We start from the raw sequence: 25,442 nt of genomic DNA, 5'->3' as shown, positions 1-25,442 counted from the left end.
GGCCATTCTTCCTATAAATCAAGTAGTTCTTACGGGACTCGCTCTGATCACAGTATCAGTGGATACACCCGGAGTAATGGAACGTATGTCCAACCTTCCCATGCAACAAATCCAGATACCACGAGGAACAACAACTACAGCACGAGGGGAAATGTGAATCCGTACAACGGAAAAATCGGAACCAAACCTCGCGATTGAATGCAGTGAGGCAGCAGTTAAAGGAGAGCCCGTCAGCTACCCATGGCTGACGTGACATTCCATTTCTTCGTGTCCCTCTTTGTGCGTCTCCATGCGATCACCCGGCAATCTGTTCCGCCTGCTGCGCAAACCACGCCATGATCACCCCACACGCCGGATGACCCGCCGCTGAAGGTTGCGGGCACAGCGAATAAATCCCTCGGGTTTTCAACGGCTGCCCGAACGGCACCACCAGCACCCCGCGATCCAGCGATTCCTGGGCCAGGGTCAAATCCGTCATCGCCACCCCCAAGCCTCGCGCCGCCGCATCCAGCGCCAACTCGTCGAGGTTGAAGGGGATGTGCCGGTAATCCTCCAACGATTTACCGCCATTGGCCGCCAGCCATTCGATCCACGCCTGCTTGTCCGCCGAGCGATGCAGCAGGGCGAAGCGCACCAGGTCATCCATCGACGCCAGCGGCCCCAGGCCCGGGGCGCACACCGGCACCAACGCTTCCTCGAACAGGGTCAGGCTGGCGGGATCGTTCGACGGTTCGGGCAGGTAAAGGATGTAGGCATCGCTGTCGCTGGCCGGTTCGACGATCTCTGTCGCCACGGTTTCGATCGACAGGGAAACGTCCGGGTGACGCAGGTAGAAATCGCTCAGTTTCGGCAACAACCAGCGCACCGCGAGCGAGACGTGCATGCGGATGCGAAACGGGCGTTTTTGTGGCGAGAGCCGATCCTCAAGGGTTTTCAGTTGCTCAAGGATCGTGCGTGCACTGGCCAGGACGTGTTCGCCTTCAGCGGTCAGTTGCAGGCTGCGGCTGCTGCGGACGAACAGCGGCACACCGAAGTGACTCTCCAACTGCTGGATTTTGCGGCTGACTGCGCTTTGGGTCAGGCACAGCTTCTGCGCTGCTTGGGTGAAGCTGCCGGAATCTGCAACTTCCACCAACGCCTGAAGCCCCTGCAAGGACGGAACGTGACGAATCTTATCCATGCGTTTTCCGAATAGGTCGATGATTTTAAAACGTTGGTTGTATCACTACAGACCTTATAGATTCCAGTTCTGGCTGTCTTCATCTAAAACGGCTCATGCGATTACCGCATGCAGTGCGAGGGACGGCCCGCCGAACGACAGTCCAATGAGGTGATGTGTGAAGAATGAATGTGGCTGGATCGCTCAAACCGAAAGCACCCCGGTTCGTGATCGCCTGAGTGGTCTGCAAAAAGCCGATTGGCTGATCATCGGCGCCGGTATCACCGGGTTGTGCGCCGCTCATTCCCTGGCCGAAATGCACCCCCAGGCGCGCATCGTGATTGTCGACCGCCAGCGTGCGGCCCAAGGTGCGTCGGCGCGCAACTCCGGTTTCGTGGTGGCCCATGAACACCCGACCACGGATGAGCTTTTGAGCCATCAAGGTTTCGCCGGTTATGAAGTGGATACCTCGATCTCCCGCGCCGCCAGCATCGAAGTGCGCCAGCGCATTGCCCGTCACGGCATCGACTGCGATTTTCGGGATGCCGGCTACTTCTTCGCCGTCAGCGATCCCGCAAAGCTCACCCATGTCGAGGCCAAGCTGCAAACCCTGCAAGCGGTGGGTGCCTCGGCGCAGTTTCTGCAAGGTGAACAACTCCAGCAAAAACTCGGGATCGACCATTATCAAGCGGCGATCTGGTGCGGTAACGGCAACGCCTTACTGCAACCGGCCAAATACGTGCAGGGCCTGCTCGATGCATTGCCGGCGAATGTGACCCTCTACGAAAACACCGATATCACCGGTCTTGAACGTGCGGCTCAGGGACGGGTTCGCGCCCGAGGCATCGAGGGCCTCATCGAGGCCGCGCAAGTGCTGGTGTGCCTGAACGCGTTCATTCCGCGCTCGGGTATCGCCGACAGCGGCACCTTCGCGATGGAACTCAGCGCCAGCCTCACCCGGCCGTTGACCGAGCAGGAATTCCAGGCAATGGGCAGCGTCGAGCCCTGGGGCGTGCTGTCCACCCGACCGCTTGGCGCCACGGTACGGTTAACGCCGGATCGTCGCGTGATGATCCGCAACACCGCCGAATACCGCTCCCGGGATCTGTCCAACAGCGATCTTCAGGTCCGCAGAAAACACCATGTACTGGGTTTGCAACGGCGCTTCCCATGGCTGACCGAGCAGGACATTCGCTACACCTGGACCGGCCACCTGAGCGCTTCGCGTTCCGGGCAACCGTTTTTCGCCAAGGTCGAGGAGGGCGTGTTTGCCGTGGCCGGGTGCAACGGTTCGGGCGTTGCGCGGGGCACGCTTTGGGGCCGCTTGCTCGCCGAATTGGCCTCGGGCGCCGACTCGCCGCTGCTGGCCTCGGTCATGCATCGGGCCGAGCCAGGCTGGCTGCCGCCCAAACCTTTCCTCGATATCGGTGCCATGCTTCGCATGCGCGTGGAGGCGGTCAGGGCCAGAACAGAAATCTAGAAAACCAGGCATCACGACAAAACAAAAATCTTCAAGACTAGGTGATTGAACATGCGCGTCCATCCTGTTTCCCTGGCGGTCCTACTCACGACATTTTCGGCAGGCGCTTTCGCTGACGAACAGGTCAATATCTCCAACTGGAGCGGCTACATCGCCGACGACACCCTGCCCGGTTTCACCAAGGCCACCGGGATCAAGGCGACCTACGACATCCACGACAGCAACGAAGTCCTGGAGTCGAAATTGATGACCGGCAACACCGGTTACGACGTGGTCAGCCCGTCGAACCATTTCATGTCGCGGTTGATCAAGGCCGGGGCGATCCAGAAGCTAGACAAGAGCCAGTTGCCGAACTGGAAAAACCTCGACCCGGCGCTGATGAAGAAACTTGAAGTCAACGACCCGGGCAACCAGTACGGCTATCCCTACATGTGGGGCACGGCGGGGATCGGCTACAACGTCGAGAAGATCAAGGCGATTTTCGGCACCACCGACGTCACCCATTCCTGGAGCCTGTTTTTTGATGAAAACAACATCAAGAAACTCAGCCAGTGCGGCGTGGCGATCATCGATAACCCGACGCAGATCCTGCCGATCACCCTCAATTACCTGGGCCTGCCGCACCACAGCCACGAGCCTGCGGATTACGCCAAGGCCGAACAGGCGTTGCTGAAGATCCGGCCCTACATCCAGTACTTCCACACCTCCAAATACGTCAGCGACCTGGCTAACGGCAACATCTGCGCGGTGATCGGTTTCAACGGCGACATCGTGCAAGCCGCCGCCAGCGCCAAGGAAGCCAAGAACGGCATCGACATCGCCTATTCGATTCCGGACGAAGGCTCGACCCTGTGGATGGACATGGTGGTCATGCCCAAGAGGGCGCCCCACGAGAAAAATGGCTACACCTACATGAACTACCTGCTTGAGCCCAAGGTGATCGCCAACATCAGCAGCAGCGTGCATTACGCCAACGCTAACCTGGCGGCGGACGCCGATGTGGTGCCGGAGGTGAAGCAAGACCCGGCGATTTACCCGCCTAAAACAGTGTTGGACAGGTTGTTCACCGTCGAGGACCTGCCGCCCGCCATCGCACGGCTGACAACGCGCCTGTGGAACAAACTGAAGACCAACACCTAGAACCGCTTTCGCGAGCAAGCCCGCTCCCACAGTGGATCATCGTCGAGCACGTAATGTGTGTACGCAGCAGATCCCTTGTGGGAGCGGGCTTGCTCGCGAAGAGGTCCTTCCATCCAACATCAAACCCGTTAAATAAATGCGTCCCCTTTTTCCCACAGTGGATCATCGTCGAGCACGTAATGTGTGTACACAGCAGATCCCTTGTGGGAGCGGGCTTGCTCGCGAAGAGGTCCTTCCATCCAACATCAAACCCGTTAAATAAATGCGTCGCCTTTTTCCCGCAGTGGATCATCGTCGAGCACGTAATGTGTGTACGCAGCAGATCCCTTGTGGGAGCGGGCTTGCTCGCGAAGAGGTCCTTCCATCCAACATCAAACTCATTAAATAAATGCGTCCCCTTTTTCCTAGAGCGGAACAACCAACGTCACCCAGGTGTTCCAGCCTTCGGCGCGATTCTCGGCATCAAACTCGTAATAGCCCTTGAGGTTGGCGTACCACAGTTCTTTGCCGACTTTGAAGAAATGCCCGGCCTGGGGTCCGACGGCGCTGACTTTGGATTTGAAATCGCCCTGGGTGGCGCCGCTGCCGCTGTCCCCGGTGATCTGGTGGTAAACGTAGCCGACCAGGCCCAGGTGGGTCTGGCTGGTGACGAAGTGCGAGGCGCTCAGGTCGAGGTGGGCGTCGATACCGTTTTTGTAATCGATATCGGTGTTTTCCCAGTTGTAGGTCATGCCCGCCACGGCGGAAAACTCGTTGGTCTTGTCGAAATAGGTGTAGCCGCCGCCGGCATCCATCGAGGCATGGCCCAGCCCGGTGTTGACCAGCCGATCCGGGTCGTAGGCGCCGACGGGCAGGTTGCCCATGCTGTAGGCCATGAAATTGTGCACGCCGTGGTTCCACTTCAAGGTGCCGAGCAGGTAAATGTCGCTCGCGCCTTTCAGGCTATCGTCCGTGCCCCCGGAGAACGTCCGCCCACGCGGGCCGGTCAGCGTGGCATCGACACTGGCTTCGGAGCGGCCCACCGCCGCGACCATCGACACCGCCGCTTGCGCACCCAGGAACGGCTCAGCGAAGGTGTAGGTGGGGCTGGCGAACAGCAAATCGGCTTTCGCATCCAGCCCCACGGTCGTGCGACCGCCCCGTGGAAACGGCTTGCTCCCGCCCTCGCTGGCGCTGACATGGTAATAAATCAGCGGCATGCTCCAACCCGGCTCGGTTGGCGCCGCTGCCAGCGCACCAAACTGGCCGGGCAGCCAGAAACTGATGCCGCCGTCATCCGCTTGCACGGTGATCGCCGGCAATAAGGCCATGAGCCCAATCAGTGTTTTCGTTTTTGTCATTGGGGCCTCATTTCTCGACTTCCCATGAATAATCCATGCACCGGAGCCAAGTGTAGGCGACCGTGTGGATTTGGCTGTCGCAGATAAGGCATTTTGCTGGCCCACAACACTTCGCGTTATCGCCAGAATCGCCGCACTTTCAGATGCTTAGGTGAACTCCAATTGCGCAATTTAGTGATCTCGCTGGCACTGGCGAGCGTGGCCGTCTCGGTCGAGGCCAAGGAGTTGAAGCCCAATGATCGGTATATGTGCAGTTGGGGCGCGGGGACGGCGGCCAGGGCTCAGGAACTCAAGCTGCAGGGTGTTTCCCTGTATGCCGCGCGCCAGAAGATCCAGGTTTATAAATTCAACAAACCGTGGATGCACATGATGGCCATGGGCATTACCGAGCAAACCTACGATAGCCAGTCACGGTTCAAGCCCGAAGCGATCCGCAAGAGCTTTTATGAGGATTGCGTGCGCTACAAATTGGCCCGTAAATAACGCGCCGGCCACATTGCTGAACCAACGCTGTCGAGCTTCGATGTTTCATTATGTTTCCGGCGGGCCGGCGGCTTAGCATGATGGCTTCGGGTGGCGCGTGGCCAGGCTTGCAGCCAAAGGGACAGAACAATGAAAACCAATCTCGTCAAAGTCGTATTGATCGCCGGTGCGTTGCTCCTGAGCGCGTGTTCCGGTTCCGGCATGAGCACCAGCACCTGTTTCTCCGATGGTTGCCAGCAGTTTGACGGCCAAAGCGCCAACAAGCTGAACTTCGGCGGCAGCGCCATCGGCAGTCACTTCAACGAGTACAGCTCTGGCTTGTTGCACGATTAAATTGAAAGCTTCGGTCCGGGCGCCGGTCGTGATGAAATAGCCGCTCGTTTTTTCGAGAGCCGTTACATGAACCACGCTGGCGTACTGACCTTGGCTTTAATGCTTACCACTGGATTGTTCGGCACTCAGGCGAACGCCGCCGGCGATGCCGAGGCGGGCGGCAAACTGTTCAGCCGCACCTGTGGCGGTTGTCATCAAGTCGGCGAATCCGCCCGCCCGGGTTTTGGCCCTGTGCTCAACGGCGTGATCGGGCGCACCGCCGGCAGCACCGAGGGCTATCAGTACTCCGAGGCGATGAAATCCTCCGGCGTGGTCTGGACCCGGGAAACCCTGGCCAAGTACATCGAAGACCCGAAAAGCGTGGTGGCCGGCACCCGCATGATCTTCTGGGGCATCAGCGACCCGGAAAAAATCGAAAACCTGTTGGCGTACCTTCAGACCATGTAGCTGCAGCGCAAAACTCATTGTAGGAGCGAGGCTTGCCCGCGAAAGCGTCATAACTTCCAACCTCTAGGGTGGCTGTTACATAGCTTTCGCGGGCAAGCCTCGCTCCTACGGTTATTTTGCGGTGCGACGGGGATCACCGAAACCGCAACGGTATCGCCTCCGCAAACGGATAAAACTGAAAATAAGGCCTGGCTTCATCAATCACCCGCTGCACCGACGGCCTCTGCATCAACCGCTCAAAATAGGCACTCAAGTGCCCGCAGTCGGCGGGAAACGGCACCAGCGTGCTGGCATAGAACAACGCCGGGACTGCCGCGCAGTCAGCCAGGCTGAATGCCGCGCTGGCGACCCAGATCCTCGACGCCATCCGCCGCTCCAGCATCTGGTACGCCGTCGTCAGCAGATCGCGATCCCTGGTCAAATCCCCATGGGCGGCGAACAGCCGATCCGCCACGATCCTTTGCATCGGCTCATGCACATAGTGGTCGAAAAACCGATCCCACAAACGCACCTCCAGCGCCGTCTCCCACTCCTCGGGAACCAAACGGTGCGGACCCGGATAGAGCCGATCCAGGTACTCAATAATGATGGTCGATTCCGGCACGTCACGCTGGCGAGCGTGATCATGGATGACCGGAAACTTGCCGATCGGCCACAGCGCCCGAAGCTGCGCCCGGTCAGCCTCGGCGCTCAGGTCGACGATCCTTTTCTCGAACTCGGTTCCATTTTCGTACAGCGCGATCAGCACTTTGTGGCAGAACGACGCGAGGGGATGGTAGTAGAGAGTCAGCGGCATCTTTCAGTCCTCCTGAACCTGTGCAGCGCACGACGTTGAATTATCGACCGAGGTTGCGGGTTGCGCGAGGCGACAGGCCCAGCGGTCGTGGCGCCTGGAGAAAAATCGGCCATCGGCAATACTCAACAGTCGGCAACCCACACTAGAAATGCCACGCATGAAAAAGGCAACGGACGCAGAGGAGGGCGGCACGGCCTCATTGCAGATCGACGCAAAAATTCGGGAGGTGGAGAGCACGGTTCCTGAGAGTTCCTCAAAAAGGACAGGCGGCCCCATGAAAGGGTAGCTCGGCCCGCGTAAATTGCCGTCCACCGGCCCGCCATGAAATTCAATGAATCTTCCGCAGAGGGGTGAATCGTAAGAATTAGAGCGGCACAACGCCGAGATTTTTTGAGATGACTGCCAGGTACACCCTATGACACTCCTTCAGACCCTGACCGGCACGCCAATCGGTGGCCCGGCGGTAACAGACGGTAATCAGGCCAAGAGCGTCTACGACGCCTTGCTGCAGCCGAGTGAAAAGCTGCAACAAGTCGATGCGGTGGCATTTCTGCATCGAGAACTGGCCCGGGCGAAGCATGCAAGCTGCGAGGTGCCCATCCGCCCTGAGCAGCTCGAAGCCTGGATCGGCCAGGGTGTGGCGAACGTAGCCGAACAGTATTCGGCGTATCTGCAAGAACGCCATGCCGGCGGTCCCCGACGCTATTTCACCGGGCGCAGCCACGCGCTGTATTTCCTGCAGCATGTCGCGCCGACCAAGTTAGTCGACGGTGCCTGGCTGTATGGCCTGCTTCCCCATTGGGCGGACTATCGGTTTCACGGGCTGATTCGCACCTATCTGGAAGAGTTGGGCGATGGCGAGCCAGCGCTCAACCATGTGTGTCTGTACAAAAAACTCATCGCCGATCTGGACTGCGACCCCGGCGATACGCTGGCGGATGTCTATTACCTCCAGGGCGCGATCCAACTGGCGCTGGGTCAGCATGGCGCGGCGTTTTTGCCCGAGGTGATCGGCTACAACCTGGGCTATGAACAGTTGCCGTTGCACCTGCTGATCACCTCGTTCGAGTTGAACGAGTTGGGCATCGATCCGCACTACTTCACACTGCACGTCACCATCGACAACGCCAGCACCGGCCATGCACGCAAGGCGGCCCAAAGCGTGCTGTCGCTGATGCCCATGGGCGCGGAGCGGGATGAGTTTTATCGGCGGGTGGTGCAAGGCTACAAACTCAATGAGCTGGGGATTGGCTCTACGGCGGTCATCAAGTCCTTCGACCTGGAGCAGGAAGTCATCACCATGCTCGAACGCAAACGGACGTTCGGCCAGCACATGCATTCCGACTATTGCCGTTTGGAAGGCCTGACCATCAATGAGTGGCTGGCCCAGCCGGATCAGATTCCGGCCTTCCTCGACGCCTTGCTGAAAAAAGGCTGGATCAAACGCGATGAAGACCCGGCCAACAGCCGTTTCTGGAAGTTGATCGATGGCGCGGGCGCGCCGATGTTCGGGGTGTTCTCGGGCTATGAAAAACAGTTGTTGTGGGACTGGATTGCCGGCGAGCGGATCGTGGAAGAAAGCGCGGCCAATGCCTTCCGGTTTCAGTTCCGGAGCAAGACCTCGGGTGCCGTGGGTTTACCGGATTCGATCGTGCAAACCGACCCGGATTTGCAAGGGCTGATCAGCGATCTTGAACGCTGTGCGGCCGCTGAAAAGATGTCCTTGTTGAAGGATTTCATGTGCCCAGCGATGCACGCCACGCCGGCCGGGCTATTCGCCACGCGGGAATTCGTCAAGCTGATGAGCGAGGGGCAACCAGCATGAGTGGACCGTGCGCACTACTGCAATTGGGTAATCTGCTGCGCCAGAGCGGCTACACCTTCGTGACGCCAACGCCCATCACCCATCAACGGGTTAACGAGCGGGCGGGTAACGCAATCGGCAGAACGTTGCGTGATGCATTTGGCTGGAACAGGCCATTCGAGGCGGGCCTGCTGCCTGCGAACGACGAGGGTCAATTGATCGAAAACGGACTGTTGGAACGTAACGATGAGCGCCTCAAAAGCACAGTCCGGTGGTCATCGCTGGATAACCTGTTGCTCGCGCATTCTGCCTTCCCGACCACCCAGGAAGATTCGGTGTTCTTCGGCCCCGACACCTACCGTTTTGCGCAAACGATCGAGCGGCATTTGCGCTCGAGCCGTTGCGTGATCAAACGCGCCGTCGATATCGGCTGTGGCACGGGCGCTGGCGCGATGCTCATTGCCCAGGCGAATCCCCAGGCTGAAGTGTTAGCGGTTGATATCAACCCCAAGGCGCTGGATTTCACCCGGATCAATGCTGAACTGGCAGGCCTGAAAAACGTAACCTGCCATACCAGCAACGTGCTCAACGACGTGGAAGGGCGCTTCGACTTGATCGTCGCCAACCCGCCGTACATGAAGGATTCCAAGCAACGCGCCTACCGACATGGCGGTGATGCCTTGGGTGCGGACCTGTCCGTCAGAATCGCTCAGGAATCGATTGAGCGTTTGTCCGTTGGCGGTTCGCTGCTGCTGTACACCGGCGTCGCCATCGTTGAGGGCCAGGACCCGTTTCTCGCCGCCGTGAAAGAAACGCTGGATAACCCGGGCCTGGACTGGCACTACCGGGAACTCGACCCGGACGTCTTCGGCGAAGAGTTGCTGGAATCCGGGTACGAAAATGTTGATCGAATTGCCGCTGTGGAGCTGATCGTCACGCGACGTCTGCCGGCGTAGTTCCTTTTGCAGGATACCGTCATGAAATCATTCCAGAACCTGCTGACCCCGGCTCAAGAACAGCGACTCTGCGCGCTGGATGCCTGGCACCGTGCGCTCGACGACTGCTCGCTGCGTATGGAGTGCCCGGATGTTTATCATGAGGAGTTGCTGCGCCAGGCGGATGAGATGGATCGCCGGGGGATTGTGAATTGGGAGGAGTGGCGGGACCTGCGCAGGGCGGCGGATGAGGCTTATTTGCGGGCGGTGGCGGGAGGGGATTACCACCCGGGTTTGAGCCAGGCGCTACAGATGTAAGCTTTTATGTCCTTTTGCCGACATTCACTGGCTTGTTGGCGTTAGTCGGTCAATGACCAGCGCGTTAGAGTGGGGCCACTGTTTCTGGCGCCTGGATAACCTGATGACCCGTCCTCGTTTTTTACCCGACAACTTCACCCTGACCTTGATCAGCGTGGTGATCCTCGCCAGTTTCCTGCCCGCCAGCGGCCAGGTAGCGGTCGGTTTTGGATGGCTGACCAACATCGCCATCGCCCTGCTGTTTTTCCTGCACGGCGCCAAGCTGTCCCGCGAATCGATCATCGCCGGCGCCGGCCATTGGCGCCTGCATCTGCTGGTGTTCAGCCTGACTTTCATCCTGTTTCCGTTGCTCGGTCTGGCGCTCAAGCCAGTGCTGTCGCCGCTGATCGGCAACGACCTGTACATGGGCATGCTCTACCTCTGCGCGCTGCCGGCCACCGTTCAGTCGGCAATTGCCTTCACCTCGTTGGCGCGGGGCAACGTCCCGGCGGCGATTTGCAGTGCGGCGGCGTCCAGCCTGTTCGGGATTTTCCTTACGCCGTTGCTGGTGACCTTGCTTTTGGATGTGCACGGCGATGGCGGCTCGACCCTTGATGCGATCCTGAAAATCAGCGTGCAACTGCTGCTGCCGTTCGTGGCCGGGCAGATCGCCCGGCGTTGGGTCGGCGCCTGGGTGGGGCGCAATAAGAGCTGGCTGAAATTCGTCGACCAGGGCTCGATTCTGTTGGTGGTCTACGGCGCTTTTAGCGAAGCGGTGAACGAAGGCATCTGGCACCAGATTCCACTCTGGGAACTGGCGGGGCTGGTGGTCGCCTGCTGCGTCGTCCTGGGCTTGGTCCTGGTCGCGTCCACGGTGCTGGGCAAGGCCTTTGGCTTCAATCAGGAAGACCGCATCACCATCCTCTTCTGCGGTTCAAAGAAAAGCCTGGCCACCGGGGTGCCGATGGCACAAGTGCTGTTCGCCGGCAGCACGTTGGGGGTGTTGATTCTGCCGTTGATGTTGTTCCATCAGATTCAACTGATGGTGTGTGCCGTGTTGGCGCAGCGCTATGCCAATCGCCAGGAAACCGTGGCCGAGATGATGGGGCAGGTCGATCCTTGAGGGCGGGTTGCTTTCGAACCTCATATCGGGATAACTGTGGAGCTGTCCTGCCTTGAGGTGACTCGCGATGTTTGATCTGCCCTCTATCGTGACGTACGTCGCCGTGGTGATCGGTCTGTTCCTGATCCCAGGCCCCGCCGTGCTGTTAGTGATCACACGGACCCTTCAGGGTGGGCGCAAAGTCGGTATCGCCACCGGACTGGGCGTGGCCTCTGGTGACCTGATCCATACCCTCAGTGCTGCGCTGGGGTTGTCGGCCATCCTGATGACCTCGGCGCTCGCGTTTAACGTGGTGAAAACCGCAGGCGCCTGCTACCTGATCTATCTCGGCGTGCGCGCATTCTTCGCCAAGCCAAGCGCCGCTACACGAACACAATTAGCCGACGTGACCTCGACCCAGGCCTTTTTCCAAGCGATCGGCGCCGAAGTCCTGAACCCGAAAACCGCCATCTTCTTCCTGGCCTTCCTGCCCCAATTCATTCACCCGGAATCAGGCTCATCCTTGATTCAATTCGCAGTGCTGGGCTTGATCTTTTCGGCACTCAGCGCGACCTATACCAGCCTCCTTGTCATCACCATTCGCCCGTTGGGCCAGTTGATCAAAGGCCTGTCAACGCTGCGTCGCTGGGAAGGAAAAATCATCGGGACGATGTTTGTCGGGCTTGGAGTGAAAGTCGCTTTTCAACAGCGATAAAAAAGCCCGGCGGATTAGGCCGGGCTTTTCGTCGAGTCCTGCGGTAGAACCCTGCATTCACACTGCGCGGCGTTCAAGCAGACGATCCGCACCACCTTCGGCAACCTGGTTGCCTTTCAGATGATCAGAACCATCAGATGCAACGGCGTCGCTGAACAGCGGGTCGGTTTCGGTAGCGGCAACCGCGTCGCTGAAAAGGCGATCCTGAATGTCGGCAACAGCGCGTTTTTCCAGCAGACGATCAGCGCCACCTTCGGCGACACGATTCTGCATCAGATGATCCGAGCCGCCTTCAGCGACTACCGGTTGAGCAGACGTAGCGGCAAAAGCATTCAATGCGAAGATCGAGAACGCGATACTGAGGATGGCTTGGCGTTTCATGAGAGTGTGCTCCGGGTGTAGTGGGTTGGAATGGAGCCGATCTTACGCCGCGATGCTGATATGAGAACTTCATTGCGTTAATGGTTGTTATTGATGCAGTCAATGGTGGATGCGAAATGGGTGGGAGGAGGCGGTGGATGCTTGATTGCTGGCGAGGTGGGTGGGTAATTGCCAGGGGTGGAAAATGACTCAAAGTGGTCTGTGGCCGCATGGAAAATAGATAAATGTTTCGCTACCCCTTCAGTTACCACTCGTCATTCAAGACGAGTGGTAACCCATAGGGAGAGATATCAGACGATGGCGTCGCCAACGACTTTGATGATGCGTTCTGCGATGTAATCCACATGGGTTTCCAGCGCGAAATGCCCAGTATCCAGAAGCTCGATTACTGCGTTCGGGTTATCGGTGGCAAACGCTTCTGCGCCCGGCGGAATGAAGAACGGATCGTTCTTGCCCCAGATAACCAGTGTTGGCAATTCGGTGTCGCGGAAGAATTGCTGGAACGCAGGATAGAGCTTCAAGTTGTTGGCGTAATCGAGGAAAAGGTCGAGCTGGATTTCCTTGTTGCCTGGACGCTGCATCAGGAGGTCGTCCAACAGATACGACTCTGGTGCGACCGCATCAGGGTTGGAAACTCCGTGTAGGTACTGCCAGCGCGTGCCTTCCAGATTCAAGACGTTGTCGTGTATCACCTTGCGGTTTTCAGCCGTTGGGTCGGCCCAATAAGCTCTGATCGGAGCCCAGGCATCGCCGAGGCCTTCCAGGTAAGCATTGCCATTTTGGGAAATCAACGCCGTTACCCGTTCTGGATGAGCGAGTGCCAAGCGAAGGCTGGTCGGTGCGCCATAGTCGAAGAAATACAAGGCGTAACGTTTTAGGTTCAACGCGTCGACGAAGTCACCGAGGGTTTTGGCCAAAGTGTCAAAGCTGTAGACGTACTCGCGGGCCGCCGGGACTTCGGTAAAACCAAAGCCAGGCAGGTCTGGAGCGATAACCCGATAGTGTTTTGCCAGCAACGGAATCAACTGACGATATTGGTGAGACGACGATGGAAAGCCATGCACCAGCAGAATCACTGGAGCGTTGATGTCGCCAGCTTCGCGGTAGAAGACCTTCACTCCGTCCGCTTCGACATACTGAGTGACAACGCTGTTGGTTAGAACTGAAGTAGTCATGTGAAAGCCTCTTTAAGCATGATCAGTGGGTTTTTTAATCAACTTATAAGCAGCTACAGGCACCCACAATCCATCGTCAAACTCTATTCAGAAGGAATCTGAGTTCAGTCGAAAATCCGGATGTGGGACCTTTGCAGCCTCAAACGTTTTAAACGTGTATCAGAAGTGCGAGATGCCGCCATCAACGATAAGTTCTGAGCCCGTCATGAAAGACGAATCATCGCTGGCCAGGAAGACAACCGAGTTGGCGATCTCGCTCGCCTCACCAAAGCGGCCTAATGGAACCTGCGCCTCGATGCTGGCTGCCACTGCGCTCAGGTCAGCGTCCGACAAGCCAAGTTTGCCGTGGAATGGAGTGCTGATCGGGCCCGGGCTGATGGCGTTGACGCGGATACCACGTGGAGCCAACTCAGCCCCCAGGGTCAATGCCAGGGAGCGAACTGCTGCCTTGCTAGCGGACAAAATCGACAGCCCTGGCGCACCCACTCGGTTGAGGAATGAAGTGGTGAGGATCACGCTGCTGCCTTTGACCAACAACGGCGAAGCTTTCTGCACGGTAAAGAAAATGCCTTTGAAGTTCAGCGAGAACTGCTCATCGATCTGTTCATCGGTGACCGCTTCCAGAGGAGCCGCCGTGCCTGCGCCGGCGTTTGCGAACAACACGTCGATGTGGTCGTAGCGGGTGCGGATGGTTTTAATCACACGATCCATTTCAGCAACTTGGCGAAGGTCGGCGGAGATGACCATCGCGTCCGGGCCAAGCTCTTTCCTGGCTTCTTCCAAACGACCTGGATTGATACCCGTGACGATGACGTGAGCCCCCTCATCACGAAAACGCTTGGCGGTTTCGAGGCCGATACCTGAGGTGCCGCCAGTGATCAAAGCTACTTTATTGGTCAGTTTCATGATGATGCTCCATTGGTAAGGGCTGGTTGAGTGCAGGCGGTTTTGACTGCATGGACCCACTATCGGCGCGATCATGAACACTGCCAAATCAGAAGATCTGTGCCACATGCAAAGAAAAACTTGGGTGGTCGGTAAGTGGGCAGATTGGCGCCTTGAGTGCCCGACCAGCCCGCTGTTAGTGGACAAAAAAAAGCCCGACGGTCAGACCGGCGGGCTTGGTTTTTGCGAAAAATTGACGGTGTTCAGCTCACCTCGTTGTCTGGTGAGCGTGCAAAGTTACTGGCGGGCACGGATCGTGGTCCTAGCAATGGAGTCAGTGCAAGCATCAACAACGAGACGATAAACAAAAGCACATACGGGGCAGTGAATGCCCCTGACAAGTCTCGAAGCGCTCCGAACCCATAGGGCCCGATGGCTGCAATGAGGTAGCCGATGAGGCTACTGAAGACTGTCCATGCGTTTGCTTCTTCTGCCGAGCTCGTTTGATCCAGAGGCAGCGTCAGTCCTAAAGTGAGTGCGGCACCTAAACCAACGGCAATAAGCAGGATAAAAATAGCGGCTGAGATCGAACTGACAAATGCCAAGCCTGCAATACCCACGATCGTAATGACCGTGCTGATTGCGATCCAGACTCTTCGGTCAGGGGAGCTGCCCGCTATGAGCCCCATCACAAAATTCGCCACTGTGAATGCCAACGTAAACCCACTCAACAAGAACTCGGGTTTGAGCGTGGATGTCTGCATTTCAAGCATCGAGGGAGCAAGCCAGGCAAATACGGCATAACTTAGAAACTGGCTACAGCCGAAGTAAAGCGCGACCAGCCAGGCTTTGGAGCTTCCCCATGGGAGTTTCACCGATGTGCCAGCGCCTTTAACGCTAGTCGGCGCAGGGTGCGCCTTGGCCATGAGTACCCATGCCAGTGTGCCGGACAGGCTAAGGACTGCCCATATACCGGCCCCAGTTCGCCAGGAACCTGAGGCGTTAGAAATGGCCAGAGTGCTTGAGGTGGCGATGAGTGCGCCGGCACTGAGTCCTGTCGAAAAGATGCCCATAAACAAGGCTGCGCGACTGTCATAGTTTTGCTTGATCCACCCAGCCACGAGTGTGTTGGCGATAGCAATTCCAGCGCCAATGATCGCAGTGCTGAGCAAAAGGGCTGAGGTGGTGCCCACAGTTGCTCGCCATGCAGTAGCAAGCCCCAACAGCACGAGCGAGGCAATGATGGTTGAGTTCGTACCAAAGCGTTTGGCAAGAAACGGAGCAAGCAGTGCAAGAAACCCCATGCATAAATTCGGAATCGACGTAAGCATGGAAGCTTGCGTGTAGCTGAGCCCAAAGGACTGTTGGATGCTTGTCAGAATGGGGCCAACGGACATGATTGCCGGTCGCAAGGCCAGGGCAAGGATTATTAAGCCAATACCCGCCAGAAGCGGTGAGGGTGGCTTGGCTACAGCAGAAGACTTTGTCATCTGACACGCTCCGATGTTTGCTGATCCATCAGACGAATTTCTTCCAGAAAGTAGCGGTTTCGCTGGTTCTTCTTGACTCGGGTTGTTCACCCCTCAGCCTCGAATAACGATCAGCGATCAGCGATCAGCGATCAGCGATCAGCGATCAGCGATCAGCGTCGGCGGGCTCAATGAGCCAGCCGAGCTTTTCGGTTTTAGCGATCTACGACGGTGTACTGACGTTACTTGTTGAGCCATTCGCGGATGGCCGCGGCGAAGGTCTCGGTCGCTTCAAGCGGTGTGAAGTGACCCACACCCGGCAAGCGCTGGAGTGTGTAGTTGACGAAGAAATCGTCCAAACGGTCAGACCATGTGATCGGGAAGATGGGATCAGTTTCCTGCCATAGAATTGTGGTCGGAGTTTTCAGTCGATCGGCGGCGGCTGGCGCGACTTCCGTGGCATAGGCGGTCACAGGGTTACCGGAAGAGCGATACCAGGCGATCGAGGCGTTGAACGCACCAGGCGGTGAGTAAACGTCTGCCAGGTGATCGATACGCTTTTCATCGACGACGTAGCTTGGGCCCGACCAGTGAGACCAGAAGTGATGAAGGTAGGCGCGAGCTGCATCACGCTTGCCATCGACGAGTGTTCCGAAGAGTTCGAGATTATGGAAACTGGTGTACCAGAATTCCATCGCCTCTTTAAGCTCAAGAACACGGTCGCCGGCACCCGGCAGAGGAGGAGATACCACCAGCGCCTTAACCAGATCAGGGCGCATTGATGCAATGGTCTGGGAGATGAAACTACCCACGTCGTATCCGCAAACAATCGCATTTTTGATGCCTAGCTCGTCCATCAAGGCAATGACGGCACGTGCCTGACCCTGGCCGGAATAGATCTGCTCTGGATCAGCCTCGTGTTTGTCCGACTGACCGAAACCGCGCAGGTCGGGCACCAGTACATCGGCATAGTCGCAAAGCAGTGGGACTAGGTGGTCGTAGTCTGTGTGATCGCCCGGCCAACCGTGCAGCAGCACGACAGGATCACCTGTGCCTGAGCGTTCGTAAGCGATTTTAAAACCTTCAGTGACGGATGAAAATTTCATGGTGTTCAGCTTCCTGTATGGGCGGGAGTTCATGAGTGCCTTTCGGTGATTCACTATCGCCATACGGGATTTGCACGACAAATCAGAAGATCTGTCCCAGTCGGATAGAAAAACTTTCCTGCTCCGTTCCAGTCAATTCAAGAGCCCATCGTTTGAAGCTTGCCCTAAAAGCCAATCCTTGAATGCCTGTGCGGCGGCGCTGATCGGAGTGCCTTCTCTGGCCACGATGTAGAACGAAAAAATACTCGGTTGCGCCTCTCCGAATGGCCTGACCAGGCGCCCCGCAGCAAGATCTGCCGCAACGAGTGAACGCCTGCTCAGCGCTACACCGCACCCACAAATAGCTGATTGAATAACCGTTGCGGAATTATTGATTTGCAAGCCGCGTTCCACACCTTCATGAACACGGCCAATGTTCTGAAGCCAGGTTTTCCAAGTTAAAAACTCTGGCGAATCACGCATCGAGACATCATGCAGCAGTGGGTGAAATGCAAGTGCCTCAATTGATGTCAGTGGGTGTTCGTCGAGTAGCAGCGAGGGACTGCAGACCGGGAAAAATTCGTCGCTCATCAAATGCGTAGAGACGAGGCCTGGCCATTGACCGCATCCAAACCGGATTCCCAGATCGACTCGCTCCGTTGCGAAGTTCACGAGCCGGATATTACTGTCTAAACGAAGCTCATACTGAGGGAACAGAATCTGAAAGCTCTCCACCCTCTGCAGCAACCACTTATCTGCGAACGCCGGGGACGAGGTCACGTTGAGACATACCATTGCGCCCCCGGTTTTCAACGTTTCGACCGCTGCGCCGAGTAAGTCAAAGCCGCCTTGCAACTCCAGCAGAATTGACAAGGCAACTTCTGTAAGCACGAGACGAGCGGGGCCGCTGCGGGAACGATGGAAGAGGATGACGTTGTACGAATCCTCCAAGCCCCTGATCAACTGCCCCACAGCAGCAGGTGAAACATTGAGCTCCTCTGCCGCTCGAATGTAGCTGCAATGACGTGCTGCAGACTCGAAGGCTCTTAAAGCGTTGAGATGACCCGGCGCACGCATAGGAAGGACTCTACGGTAGGGCCTCTTGCCCAGCGGTCTATGAGAGAAAAACAATCAGACGAATGTAGTCCTTTTCAAGGAAAAAGGGATGAAATAGTGGGTGATATGTCAGCGTTAATCCTTCGACTTGTTGGTTTTGACAGGATTACACCATCAGAAAACAAACCCTGCTGGTTACGCCCGGCCAGGGGAGATTGTTTATTTTCGGCTCCTATAAGCCCTGGGCGATTCCCCCATGATTTTTTTAAACAGTGCGGTAAACGCGCTCGAACTCGCATAGCCGAGAGCGTGAGCAACACTTCCCAAAGCCTCTCCGCGTTCGAGCCTATGAAGCGCCTCGGCTAGGTGGACTTGCTGTACCCATTGCCTGAAGCTGAGTTTGGTTTCTTTGACAAAAAGTCTGATGAGTGTGCGAGAGCTCGCGCCTACTTCATCCGCCCAATATTCAATCGTCCTGGGGCTTTCGGGATGAGCAAGGATCGCGCTGCAGACGACCAGGAGCCTGCGGTCACTCGGCCAGGGAATGACGAGCGGGACCGTGGCAGCACCCTCCATTTGCAGCAGTATCAGTGCGGCCAGATGCATGCCTTTACCGTCTGTATCGTATTCGACTGGCTCGGAAACAAACGCAACAATCAATTCGCGCAGAAGAGCCGATACCTCAAGCAGCCTGCAGGCGCTGCCCATCTCTTTTGACTTCTCTGGGGAAACGTACAACGTCCGCATTTGGACTGACGTCACCATGAGTTGGTCGTGAACGATGCCAGGAGGAATCCAAAGCGCTTTGTTTGGAGGAACCAGCCATAGTCCGTGCTCAGTCTTGACCCTCATCAAGCCGGATATGGCATACAGCAGTTGTCCGCGAAAATGCTGATGAGGGGCGTTATAGCTCCCGGCGGGCTGGTCCCGTGGCATCCCACTGATATCCCGAGGGACATGTTGATAGTCCTCGGGCTCGCTGCTCTTCGAGTCGGTCATAGCGAACAACAGCCTCTTGTCACATAGGCGACGAATAATGTCTCAATTTATCCGATATGCCTCGATAGGCTGATGAGCATACGGACGAGCTTTCAGTTGCGTCCAGAATGTACCGGAGCTTCTGAAATGACACTCAAACATCAGGTAACGAAACGTCCATCCCACTTTATGGCGGCCGTGGGTCTTTTGATACTGTCGCTTGCTCTGCGTCCGGCCATCATTTCGATCGGGCCGATACTTCTGGATATCCGGCAGGCTTTCAATCTCAGCTTCACACAGGCGTCGTTGCTGACCTCAATTCCCGATTTGTGCATGGGGTTTCTGGCACTGGCTTCACCATTGTTGGCAAAACGCTTTGGCATTAATGGCACCGTTATTGGTTCTCTGGTGTTGCTGGGACTGGGTGTCGTCCTTCGGTCATGGATGGAGTCTGTGGCGGGCTTGCTGCTCACCACCTTCATCATCGGGATAGGTATTGCTGTAGCCGGTTCATTGATTGGCGGCTGGATTAAAGAGTTCTACAGCGCTCACGCTCCCATGTTCATGGGCATTTACTCCACTGGTTTGAGCTTGGGGGCGACTGCCGCTGCGGCAGGCACTGGTGCACTGGCATCTTCAACGGGGTCATGGCGGATGGGAGCGGGAATTTGGGTGATCCTTTGTGTCACCGGAATTTTCAGTTGGCTTTGTCTGGCCAAATCGCACACATCTCCAATAGATCGTCCCCAAACTCAAGACCGAGTAAGGCTTCCCTGGGGTAATCCGAAAGCCTGGCTTATTGCATTGTACTTCGGTTGCAGTCAGTTTCTGGGTTACGCCATGCTCGCATGGCTTGCTTCGTCAATGTTCCAGATGCACACATCGGCGATTGCCCCAAGCTATCTGCTGAGTGCCTTCACCTTGATTTTTACGGTCGCTAATTTCGGCACGGGCGCTATCGCTGGAAAGTCCACGGACCGGCGCTTACTGATTGCCGTGTCGTCGTCACTTACTGTGCTCGGGCTCGCAGGATTAGCGTTCATCTCTACGATTCCCTCCATCGTTTTCATCGCCTCAACGGCAGTTGGCCTGGGGGCAGCGTTTACCCTGGGGATGACGTTGCCTTTGGATCAAACTCACTCTGCTCAGCAAGCGAACGCCTGGACTGTATTTACATTGTTTATCGGCTATTTGATCGCGGCAGTGGGACCCTTCGGGTTTGGTGCATTGCGAGACCTTTCCGGCGGATTTGCCATGCCATACCTGCTTTTAACAGCGGTAGCAGTGCTGATGCTTGTACTGACTCCCTTGTTGAAACCTGCGACCGAACCGCACTCAGGAAAAGTATGCGCCGCAAAGATTCCCGGCCTTGGCTGATGGTTACAGACGTTGTGCTCAGTACCGCAAAAATCTGAATAGAAAACGTTCAGCATAGTTTTTCTTTGCGGGCGGAACAGTTCTTATGGTTTGGCTCGAATTTCCTTTGAGCCGATAGTTCTTCCAGGCAGGGAGGCGACCAAACATCAGGCGCTCTCAGCACCGTTGTCGGTTTCGACGCTCATCTCGGAGCAAGACGAGGCGCTCCCAATACAGCGACATCTAATTTTGAAGCCACGCGGAACGATCAGCTCACTGTGATTGGTGAATTCTTTCGGCTTCGTTGTGTGCTTGATCAATAAACTTATTAGGGCACTAAGTGCCGTTGGAGAATGGTCATGACTACGCCGATTCAAGAAACTGCAATCACAATCAATGTATCGCGGCGCCAAACTTTGGCTGCAGTAGCGGTCGGTGCAGCAGCGCTTTTAGCTCCCCAACTGAGCATGGCAGCCACACCAGTGAATGCGAAATCTGTAGCTGGAACAGGCGATGAAAACACACTGAAAGACGTCAAATACAAGACTCAGAAGGTGGGTGACGTTGAGGTGTTTTATCGCGAAGCGGGGCCTGCGAATGCGCCGGTCATTCTGCTGCTTCACGGTTTCCCGACCTCCAGCCATATGTTCCGCAATTTGATTCCTCTGTTGGCTGACAAGTACCGATTGATTGCTCCCGACCTGCCTGGCTTCGGTAACACCAAAGCTCCAGATCGTTCAGCGTTCGCTTACACCTTCGACAACCTCGCGAAAGTCGTAGGTGGCTTCACTGAAGCGTTAGGTTTGAAGCATTACGCGATTTACGCGTTCGATTATGGTGCTCCAACCGGCTTCCGACTGGCGATGGCCCATCCCGAACGTGTCACTGCAATTATCAGCCAAAACGGTAATGCCTACGTTGAAGGGCTCAGCGATCAATGGGGTGCCTGGCAGGACTACTGGCGCAATCCATCAGCGCAAACACGCGAAGCTTGTAGAGCGTCGCTGAGCGCAGACACGATCATCAATTTCCAATACCTACACGGTGCTGATCCATCATTGGTCGCTCCTGACGGCTACACGCTGGACATCGCCTATATGGCGCGCCCCGATGCCGAAGAAAAGCAACTGGATTTGATCCTGGACTATCGAACCAACGTCGCGCTGTACCCAGAGTTCCAAAAGTATTTTCGGACACACCAGCCGCCGCTTCTGGCTGTATGGGGTAAGAACGATCCAGCGTTCATTCCACCAGGCGCGGTCGCTTACAGCCGCGACATACCCAAGGCAGAAGTGCATTTCCTGAACACCGGACATTTCGCCCTGGAAACACATTCTCTAGAAGTCGCAGGCCTGATGCGTGAATTCCTCGCGCGAAAGCTTGCCAAGGCATAAACGCCTAACGATTGTTGAATAAACGGCTGGAGCGACGGTCGTTGTTCGCTCGCCGCATTTGATCGTATGCACGATGATTTTTTGAGGAATGTCTAATGGAACAGAAATCAGAAACACGTCCGCCATTGCCGCCGTTTACTCGTGAGACCGCAATTCAAAAAGTGCGTGGAGCCGAGGACGGTTGGAACAGCCGTGATCCCGAAAAGGTTTCCTTGGCGTATTCGACTAATACGTATTGGCGCAACAGGGCGGAATTTGCGCACTCGCGTGTCGAAGCGATGGTCTTCTTGGAGCGTAAGTGGGCCAAAGAGCACGACTACCGATTGATTAAAGAGATGTGGGCATTCTCGGATAATCGCATTGCCGTCCGTTTCGCTTATGAATGGCATGACGACTCGGGAAACTGGTTCAGATCCTATGGGAACGAGAATTGGGAGTTCGATGACAATGGACTGATGCGCGAGCGATATGCCTGCATTAACGACCTTCCGATTAAGGCCTCGGATCGCAAATATTATTGGCCGTTGGGACAACGGCCTGAAGATCATCCAGGGCTGTCGGAGTTGGGTCTTTAAATCTGCACACATTGGTGGAGGCGTCCGATGACGCTTCCTTCAGGGAGTATTGACCTATAACCACTGATCCGGGACGCAATGAGGTTATTTCCGTTGCCACCAAGTCAACATGCTGGGACGATGATTTCATCTTCCTCTAAGTCTCAGTGAGCCCTATGCGAGCGCCCAATCATCTGAATGCCCTACGGGCGTTCGAATCTGCAGCTAGGCATATGAGTTATGTACGTGCTGCCGAGGAGCTTAACGTCAGCCCGGCAGCAATTGGACAACTTGTGCGCGGGTTGGAAGAAGCCCACGGTGTAGTGCTGTTTCATCGTTCACGCGGCGGCCCGGCGCGTTTGGTGTTGACTGATCAGGCGCTCGCAGCTTTACCAGATCTGCAGACTGGTTTTGATTTCCTTTCACTAGCTGTTGAGCGATTGAAAGCGGAGGGTGGTGCAACGATCACGGTTACTGTACCGCCTGCATTTGCTGACAAGTGGCTGTTGTCGCGTGTTGAGGGGTTTCGTGCCCTACATCCTAGCTATGAACTCCGCCTTGATACCAACGGTAAACTGGTGGATTTCAATACCGAAAGGGTTGATTTGGGCATTCGCTTTGGGAACGGTCATTGGCCAGGACTCACGGCTACCCAGATGATGGGAGATGAGTTTTTTCCCGTGTGTAGTCCCAATCTTCCTAGCGCTGCTCAGCCACTCAATAGTGCTGAGGACCTGAAACACTTTCCGCTGATTCACGATGTCTCAATGCGATACGCCACAACTTTCCCGACTTGGCGTATCTGGCTACAGCGTGCTGGCTACGATTTCAGCGACGCTGAACGCGGGCTACAAATCAACGATTCTGCAGCAGTCATCCAGGCTGCTATTTCCGGAAGTGGTGTTGCCCTAGGCCGAAGTAGCCTTGTCAGTAAAGACCTTGAGGCAGGGCGCTTAATTCGACCGTTTGGGGATGCTCAAAGCTGCGATTTTGCTTATTACATTGTGCAGAAAGAAGGCGTGGAGCCAGAGCCTGCCGCCGCCGCTTTCAAGCATTGGCTACTAGAGCAGGTCGCCCAGAACTAACCTCAGTAACTTATCTCATACAGGCCTTTGCTTGGAGAGAGAATTACCGCTTCTGGCCGTTAGCTGCACCCCCAGATCATCCACCCCCCTGCAACCCCTTACTCAACCCACTTTCAACCATCTCGCCGCCGCATCCGCCGTATCTTGTGGCGAAGTATTGAACGCAATAGCAGCATCCGGAGCGGCCCTGTGCACCGCGTTGATCAATGCTTCGAACAACAACAAACTTTTGGCCGGTATGCGCAGTCCACCACCAATCACCACGCAATCGTAGTGACTTGCCAATAGTTGGCGCTGTACTTCGGCGGTCGCGGCGCTGATGTCTGGCTGTACCAGCAACAGGTCCGCATTCCAGCCGCGGTCGGCCATTTGTTGCATGCCTGAAGCGATGCCGGCCTGTATTTTCGCCGCGTCAAAGCCAGGTGGCAGGGCAGGGTCGGAGAAGTCCACGGTTTCAGGCAGTTGCCCGATGAACAGCACGCTTGCTGGATCTTTGGTCGCATTCATGAGCGGATACTCCTTAGGTGTGTAGTCACAGCTTAGGCGTGAAGGCGTTTGTGAAGGGTGTTTCCGTGCTTCCTGATGGTCCCGACCGTCTCGGAGACGTTGCGTCGTGTCCCTGATGGCCACCCCATCGTCACTGACCCGAATTCGCCGTTGCTCAAAGGTGCGCTGGGTTTCATAGCCCTTGCGCTCGTTGTTGGCGTGGTGGCTCAGGTGCTCGCGCTGCGCAAAGTCGGCCGACTCAGCAGTGCTTCAGCATCCCGTTAGGCCAGCGCGTCGCGCTGGGCAAAGATGCTCGCCATTTGCGCCGCGTTCTCGGTTCCCCAGGTGCACAGCGGGACGATCGCCTCAGCCAGGCTGCGGCCAAGCGGGGTCAGCGTGTAGTCCACGCGTGGAGGCACTTCTTTGTAGTCGGTCCGTGCAAGCACACGATCGGCTTCCAGGTCCTTCAACTGCTGGATCAGCACTTTGTCGCTGACGCCGGGGATCAAACGCTTCAGCTCGCCGTAACGCTTCGGGCCGTCGCGCAGGAAAAACAGGACCAGCGGTTTCCACTTGCCCGAGATGATGCGCAGCGTGGCGTTGAGCCCACAGCCGGTGTCACAGATTTCAGAATTCTTCGTCATTTTTTTGATACTTACCAAAAGGTGCATACTTGTCCTTAGGTTATCAGCGCTGCATCCTCGTCTCAAGCAAGCAATTTTCTGCTTGGTACAACTCCAACGAAGGATGCACGACATGACCAGACTGAATGGAAAGACCGCCGTGATCACCGGCGGCGCGACCGGCATCGGCCTTGCCGCAGCTAAGCGCTTTATCGAGGAGGGTGCCTTTGTCTTCATCTTCGGCCGTCGACAGGAGGCGCTCGACGCCGCTGTGGCCGACCTCGGACCCAACGCCCGCGCAGTGAAGGGCTCGGTCTCTGATCCGGCCGACCTCGACCGCCTCTACGCGACGGTGAAGGCCGAGCGCGGAACCCTCGACATCGTTTTCGCCAATGCCGGGGCGGGAAGCCCGCTTGCGCTCGGCAAGATCACCCCCGAGCACATTGACGAAATCTTCGACACCAACGTGAAAGGCTTGATCTTCACGGTCCAGAAGGCGCTGCCGCTGATGGGCCAGGGTGGTTCGATCATCCTCACCGGGTCGAGCGCCGGCACCACGGGTGCCCCGGCATTCAGTGTCTACAGCGCAAGCAAAGCGGCAGTGCGCAACCTCGCGCGGACCTGGGCCGAGGACCTGAAGGGCACCGGCATCCGGGTTAACGTGCTGTCGCCCGGCCCGACGGCGACCGAACTTGCAAAGGCAGCGCTGGGCGAAGAAGGCATGAAAGTCTTCGCTTCGATGAACCCGCTCCAGCGTATGGCCGATCCGGCGGAGATCGGAGCGGCGGCCGCGTTTCTCGCGTCGCAGGACAGCAGCTTCATGACCGCCAGCGAGGTCGCCGTCGACGGCGGCCTGGCGCAAATCTGATTCCCTGCGCCCGGCC

At 56.7% G+C, this 25,442-nt stretch carries 27 protein-coding genes; 15 read left to right on the top strand and 12 right to left on the bottom strand.

Features of this window, described 5'->3' with window-relative positions:
* Positions 1-295 precede the first annotated feature (295 nt).
* The gene (locus tag BK665_RS03250; protein ID WP_123402841.1) at positions 296-1,180 is read right to left on the bottom strand and encodes a LysR family transcriptional regulator; all 885 of its coding nucleotides are present in this window, start codon (positions 1,178-1,180) and stop codon (positions 296-298) included.
* 157 nt (positions 1,181-1,337) lie between these two features.
* On the opposite strand from BK665_RS03250, the gene BK665_RS03245 reads away from it, so the two are divergent.
* Entirely contained in the window at positions 1,338-2,639 is a 1,302-nt protein-coding gene (locus BK665_RS03245) for an NAD(P)/FAD-dependent oxidoreductase (RefSeq protein WP_123402840.1), read from the top strand.
* A gap of 51 nt (positions 2,640-2,690) precedes the next feature.
* Positions 2,691-3,779, top strand: coding sequence for a polyamine ABC transporter substrate-binding protein (locus BK665_RS03240; RefSeq protein WP_123402839.1), 1,089 nt, complete (start codon positions 2,691-2,693; stop codon positions 3,777-3,779).
* Positions 3,780-4,183: 404 nt separating this feature from the next.
* Here the strand turns inward: BK665_RS03240 and BK665_RS03235 are convergent, their stop codons facing one another.
* Positions 4,184-5,089, bottom strand: a complete 906-nt coding sequence (locus BK665_RS03235) for a SphA family protein (RefSeq protein WP_259699568.1) — start codon at positions 5,087-5,089, stop codon at positions 4,184-4,186.
* Between the two features lie 192 nt (positions 5,090-5,281).
* Here BK665_RS03235 and BK665_RS03230 point away from each other — a divergent pair, with 192 nt between their 5' ends.
* The 3 genes from BK665_RS03230 (at position 5,282) to BK665_RS03220 (ending at position 6,382) form a co-directional block, all read left to right on the top strand.
* The gene (locus BK665_RS03230) at positions 5,282-5,602 is read left to right on the top strand and encodes a hypothetical protein (protein WP_123402837.1); all 321 of its coding nucleotides are present in this window, start codon (positions 5,282-5,284) and stop codon (positions 5,600-5,602) included.
* Between the two features lie 129 nt (positions 5,603-5,731).
* The gene (locus BK665_RS03225; protein WP_123402836.1) at positions 5,732-5,935 is read left to right on the top strand and encodes a hypothetical protein; all 204 of its coding nucleotides are present in this window, start codon (positions 5,732-5,734) and stop codon (positions 5,933-5,935) included.
* Between the two features lie 66 nt (positions 5,936-6,001).
* Positions 6,002-6,382: a c-type cytochrome gene (locus BK665_RS03220; protein WP_123402835.1), complete on the top strand. Its 381-nt coding sequence runs from the start codon at positions 6,002-6,004 to the stop codon at positions 6,380-6,382.
* A gap of 133 nt (positions 6,383-6,515) precedes the next feature.
* Here BK665_RS03220 and BK665_RS03215 read toward each other — a convergent pair whose 3' ends face one another.
* Positions 6,516-7,178: a glutathione S-transferase family protein gene (locus BK665_RS03215; RefSeq protein ID WP_123402834.1), complete on the bottom strand. Its 663-nt coding sequence runs from the start codon at positions 7,176-7,178 to the stop codon at positions 6,516-6,518.
* Positions 7,179-7,593: 415 nt separating this feature from the next.
* Between BK665_RS03215 and BK665_RS03210 the strand changes: the two genes are divergently transcribed.
* The 5 genes from BK665_RS03210 to BK665_RS03190 all read left to right on the top strand — a co-directional run bounded on the left by BK665_RS03210 (position 7,594) and on the right by BK665_RS03190 (position 12,031).
* Positions 7,594-9,003, top strand: coding sequence for an iron-containing redox enzyme family protein (locus BK665_RS03210; protein WP_123402833.1), 1,410 nt, complete (start codon positions 7,594-7,596; stop codon positions 9,001-9,003).
* The gene (locus BK665_RS03205) at positions 9,000-9,938 is read left to right on the top strand and encodes a methyltransferase (protein ID WP_123402832.1); all 939 of its coding nucleotides are present in this window, start codon (positions 9,000-9,002) and stop codon (positions 9,936-9,938) included. Before BK665_RS03210 ends, BK665_RS03205 begins: the two co-directional genes overlap by 4 nt.
* Positions 9,939-9,959: 21 nt before the next feature.
* Positions 9,960-10,235 (top strand): hypothetical protein, encoded by a 276-nt coding sequence (locus BK665_RS03200; RefSeq protein WP_123402831.1) that lies wholly within the window; start codon positions 9,960-9,962, stop codon positions 10,233-10,235.
* 103 nt (positions 10,236-10,338) lie between these two features.
* Positions 10,339-11,337 carry a bile acid:sodium symporter family protein gene (locus tag BK665_RS03195; protein WP_123402830.1) on the top strand — a complete coding sequence of 333 codons (999 nt, stop codon included), beginning with the start codon at positions 10,339-10,341 and terminating at the stop codon, positions 11,335-11,337.
* Positions 11,338-11,404: 67 nt separating this feature from the next.
* Complete coding sequence (locus BK665_RS03190; RefSeq protein WP_123402829.1) at positions 11,405-12,031, top strand: LysE family translocator; 627 nt, start codon at positions 11,405-11,407, stop codon at positions 12,029-12,031.
* Between the two features lie 57 nt (positions 12,032-12,088).
* Here the strand turns inward: BK665_RS03190 and BK665_RS03185 are convergent, their stop codons facing one another.
* From BK665_RS03185 to BK665_RS03155, 7 genes are all read right to left on the bottom strand, one after another.
* Positions 12,089-12,412, bottom strand: a complete 324-nt coding sequence (locus BK665_RS03185; RefSeq protein WP_123402828.1) for a hypothetical protein — start codon at positions 12,410-12,412, stop codon at positions 12,089-12,091.
* A 290-nt stretch (positions 12,413-12,702) separates the two neighbouring features.
* The gene (locus BK665_RS03180; RefSeq protein ID WP_123402827.1) at positions 12,703-13,587 is read right to left on the bottom strand and encodes an alpha/beta fold hydrolase; all 885 of its coding nucleotides are present in this window, start codon (positions 13,585-13,587) and stop codon (positions 12,703-12,705) included.
* Between the two features lie 159 nt (positions 13,588-13,746).
* Complete coding sequence (locus BK665_RS03175) at positions 13,747-14,493, bottom strand: SDR family oxidoreductase (RefSeq protein WP_123402826.1); 747 nt, start codon at positions 14,491-14,493, stop codon at positions 13,747-13,749.
* A 242-nt stretch (positions 14,494-14,735) separates the two neighbouring features.
* On the bottom strand, positions 14,736-15,962 hold the full coding sequence (locus BK665_RS03170; RefSeq protein ID WP_123402825.1) for an MFS transporter: 1,227 nt from the start codon (positions 15,960-15,962) through the stop codon (positions 14,736-14,738).
* A gap of 221 nt (positions 15,963-16,183) precedes the next feature.
* Positions 16,184-17,047, bottom strand: a complete 864-nt coding sequence (locus BK665_RS03165; protein WP_123402824.1) for an alpha/beta fold hydrolase — start codon at positions 17,045-17,047, stop codon at positions 16,184-16,186.
* 132 nt (positions 17,048-17,179) lie between these two features.
* Positions 17,180-18,103, bottom strand: coding sequence for a LysR substrate-binding domain-containing protein (locus tag BK665_RS03160; RefSeq protein ID WP_123402823.1), 924 nt, complete (start codon positions 18,101-18,103; stop codon positions 17,180-17,182).
* 198 nt (positions 18,104-18,301) lie between these two features.
* Positions 18,302-19,081: an AraC family transcriptional regulator gene (locus BK665_RS03155; protein WP_123402822.1), complete on the bottom strand. Its 780-nt coding sequence runs from the start codon at positions 19,079-19,081 to the stop codon at positions 18,302-18,304.
* Positions 19,082-19,207: 126 nt separating this feature from the next.
* Here BK665_RS03155 and BK665_RS03150 point away from each other — a divergent pair, with 126 nt between their 5' ends.
* The 4 genes from BK665_RS03150 (at position 19,208) to BK665_RS03135 (ending at position 23,449) form a co-directional block, all read left to right on the top strand.
* Entirely contained in the window at positions 19,208-20,437 is a 1,230-nt protein-coding gene (locus tag BK665_RS03150) for an MFS transporter (RefSeq protein ID WP_123402821.1), read from the top strand.
* 332 nt (positions 20,438-20,769) lie between these two features.
* Positions 20,770-21,810, top strand: coding sequence for an alpha/beta fold hydrolase (locus tag BK665_RS03145; RefSeq protein WP_123402820.1), 1,041 nt, complete (start codon positions 20,770-20,772; stop codon positions 21,808-21,810).
* Between the two features lie 95 nt (positions 21,811-21,905).
* The gene (locus BK665_RS03140; protein WP_123402819.1) at positions 21,906-22,385 is read left to right on the top strand and encodes a nuclear transport factor 2 family protein; all 480 of its coding nucleotides are present in this window, start codon (positions 21,906-21,908) and stop codon (positions 22,383-22,385) included.
* 155 nt (positions 22,386-22,540) lie between these two features.
* A complete protein-coding gene (locus BK665_RS03135; RefSeq protein ID WP_123402818.1) occupies positions 22,541-23,449 on the top strand; it encodes a LysR substrate-binding domain-containing protein in 909 nt (302 codons plus the stop codon).
* Positions 23,450-23,551: 102 nt separating this feature from the next.
* Here the strand turns inward: BK665_RS03135 and BK665_RS03130 are convergent, their stop codons facing one another.
* A complete protein-coding gene (locus BK665_RS03130) occupies positions 23,552-23,956 on the bottom strand; it encodes a hypothetical protein (RefSeq protein WP_123402817.1) in 405 nt (134 codons plus the stop codon).
* 260 nt (positions 23,957-24,216) lie between these two features.
* The gene (locus BK665_RS03120; protein ID WP_123403114.1) at positions 24,217-24,579 is read right to left on the bottom strand and encodes a winged helix-turn-helix transcriptional regulator; all 363 of its coding nucleotides are present in this window, start codon (positions 24,577-24,579) and stop codon (positions 24,217-24,219) included.
* Positions 24,580-24,691: 112 nt separating this feature from the next.
* Here BK665_RS03120 and BK665_RS03115 point away from each other — a divergent pair, with 112 nt between their 5' ends.
* Positions 24,692-25,426 carry an SDR family NAD(P)-dependent oxidoreductase gene (locus BK665_RS03115; protein WP_123402816.1) on the top strand — a complete coding sequence of 245 codons (735 nt, stop codon included), beginning with the start codon at positions 24,692-24,694 and terminating at the stop codon, positions 25,424-25,426.
* Positions 25,427-25,442 lie beyond the last annotated feature (16 nt).

It is taken from the genome of Pseudomonas frederiksbergensis (assembly GCF_003732665.1).
Taxonomy (GTDB): Bacteria; Pseudomonadota; Gammaproteobacteria; order Pseudomonadales; family Pseudomonadaceae; genus Aquipseudomonas; species Aquipseudomonas frederiksbergensis_G.
The sequence above is the reverse complement of the archived record's forward strand: the minus strand, read 5'-3'. Positions and strand labels throughout refer to the sequence as shown.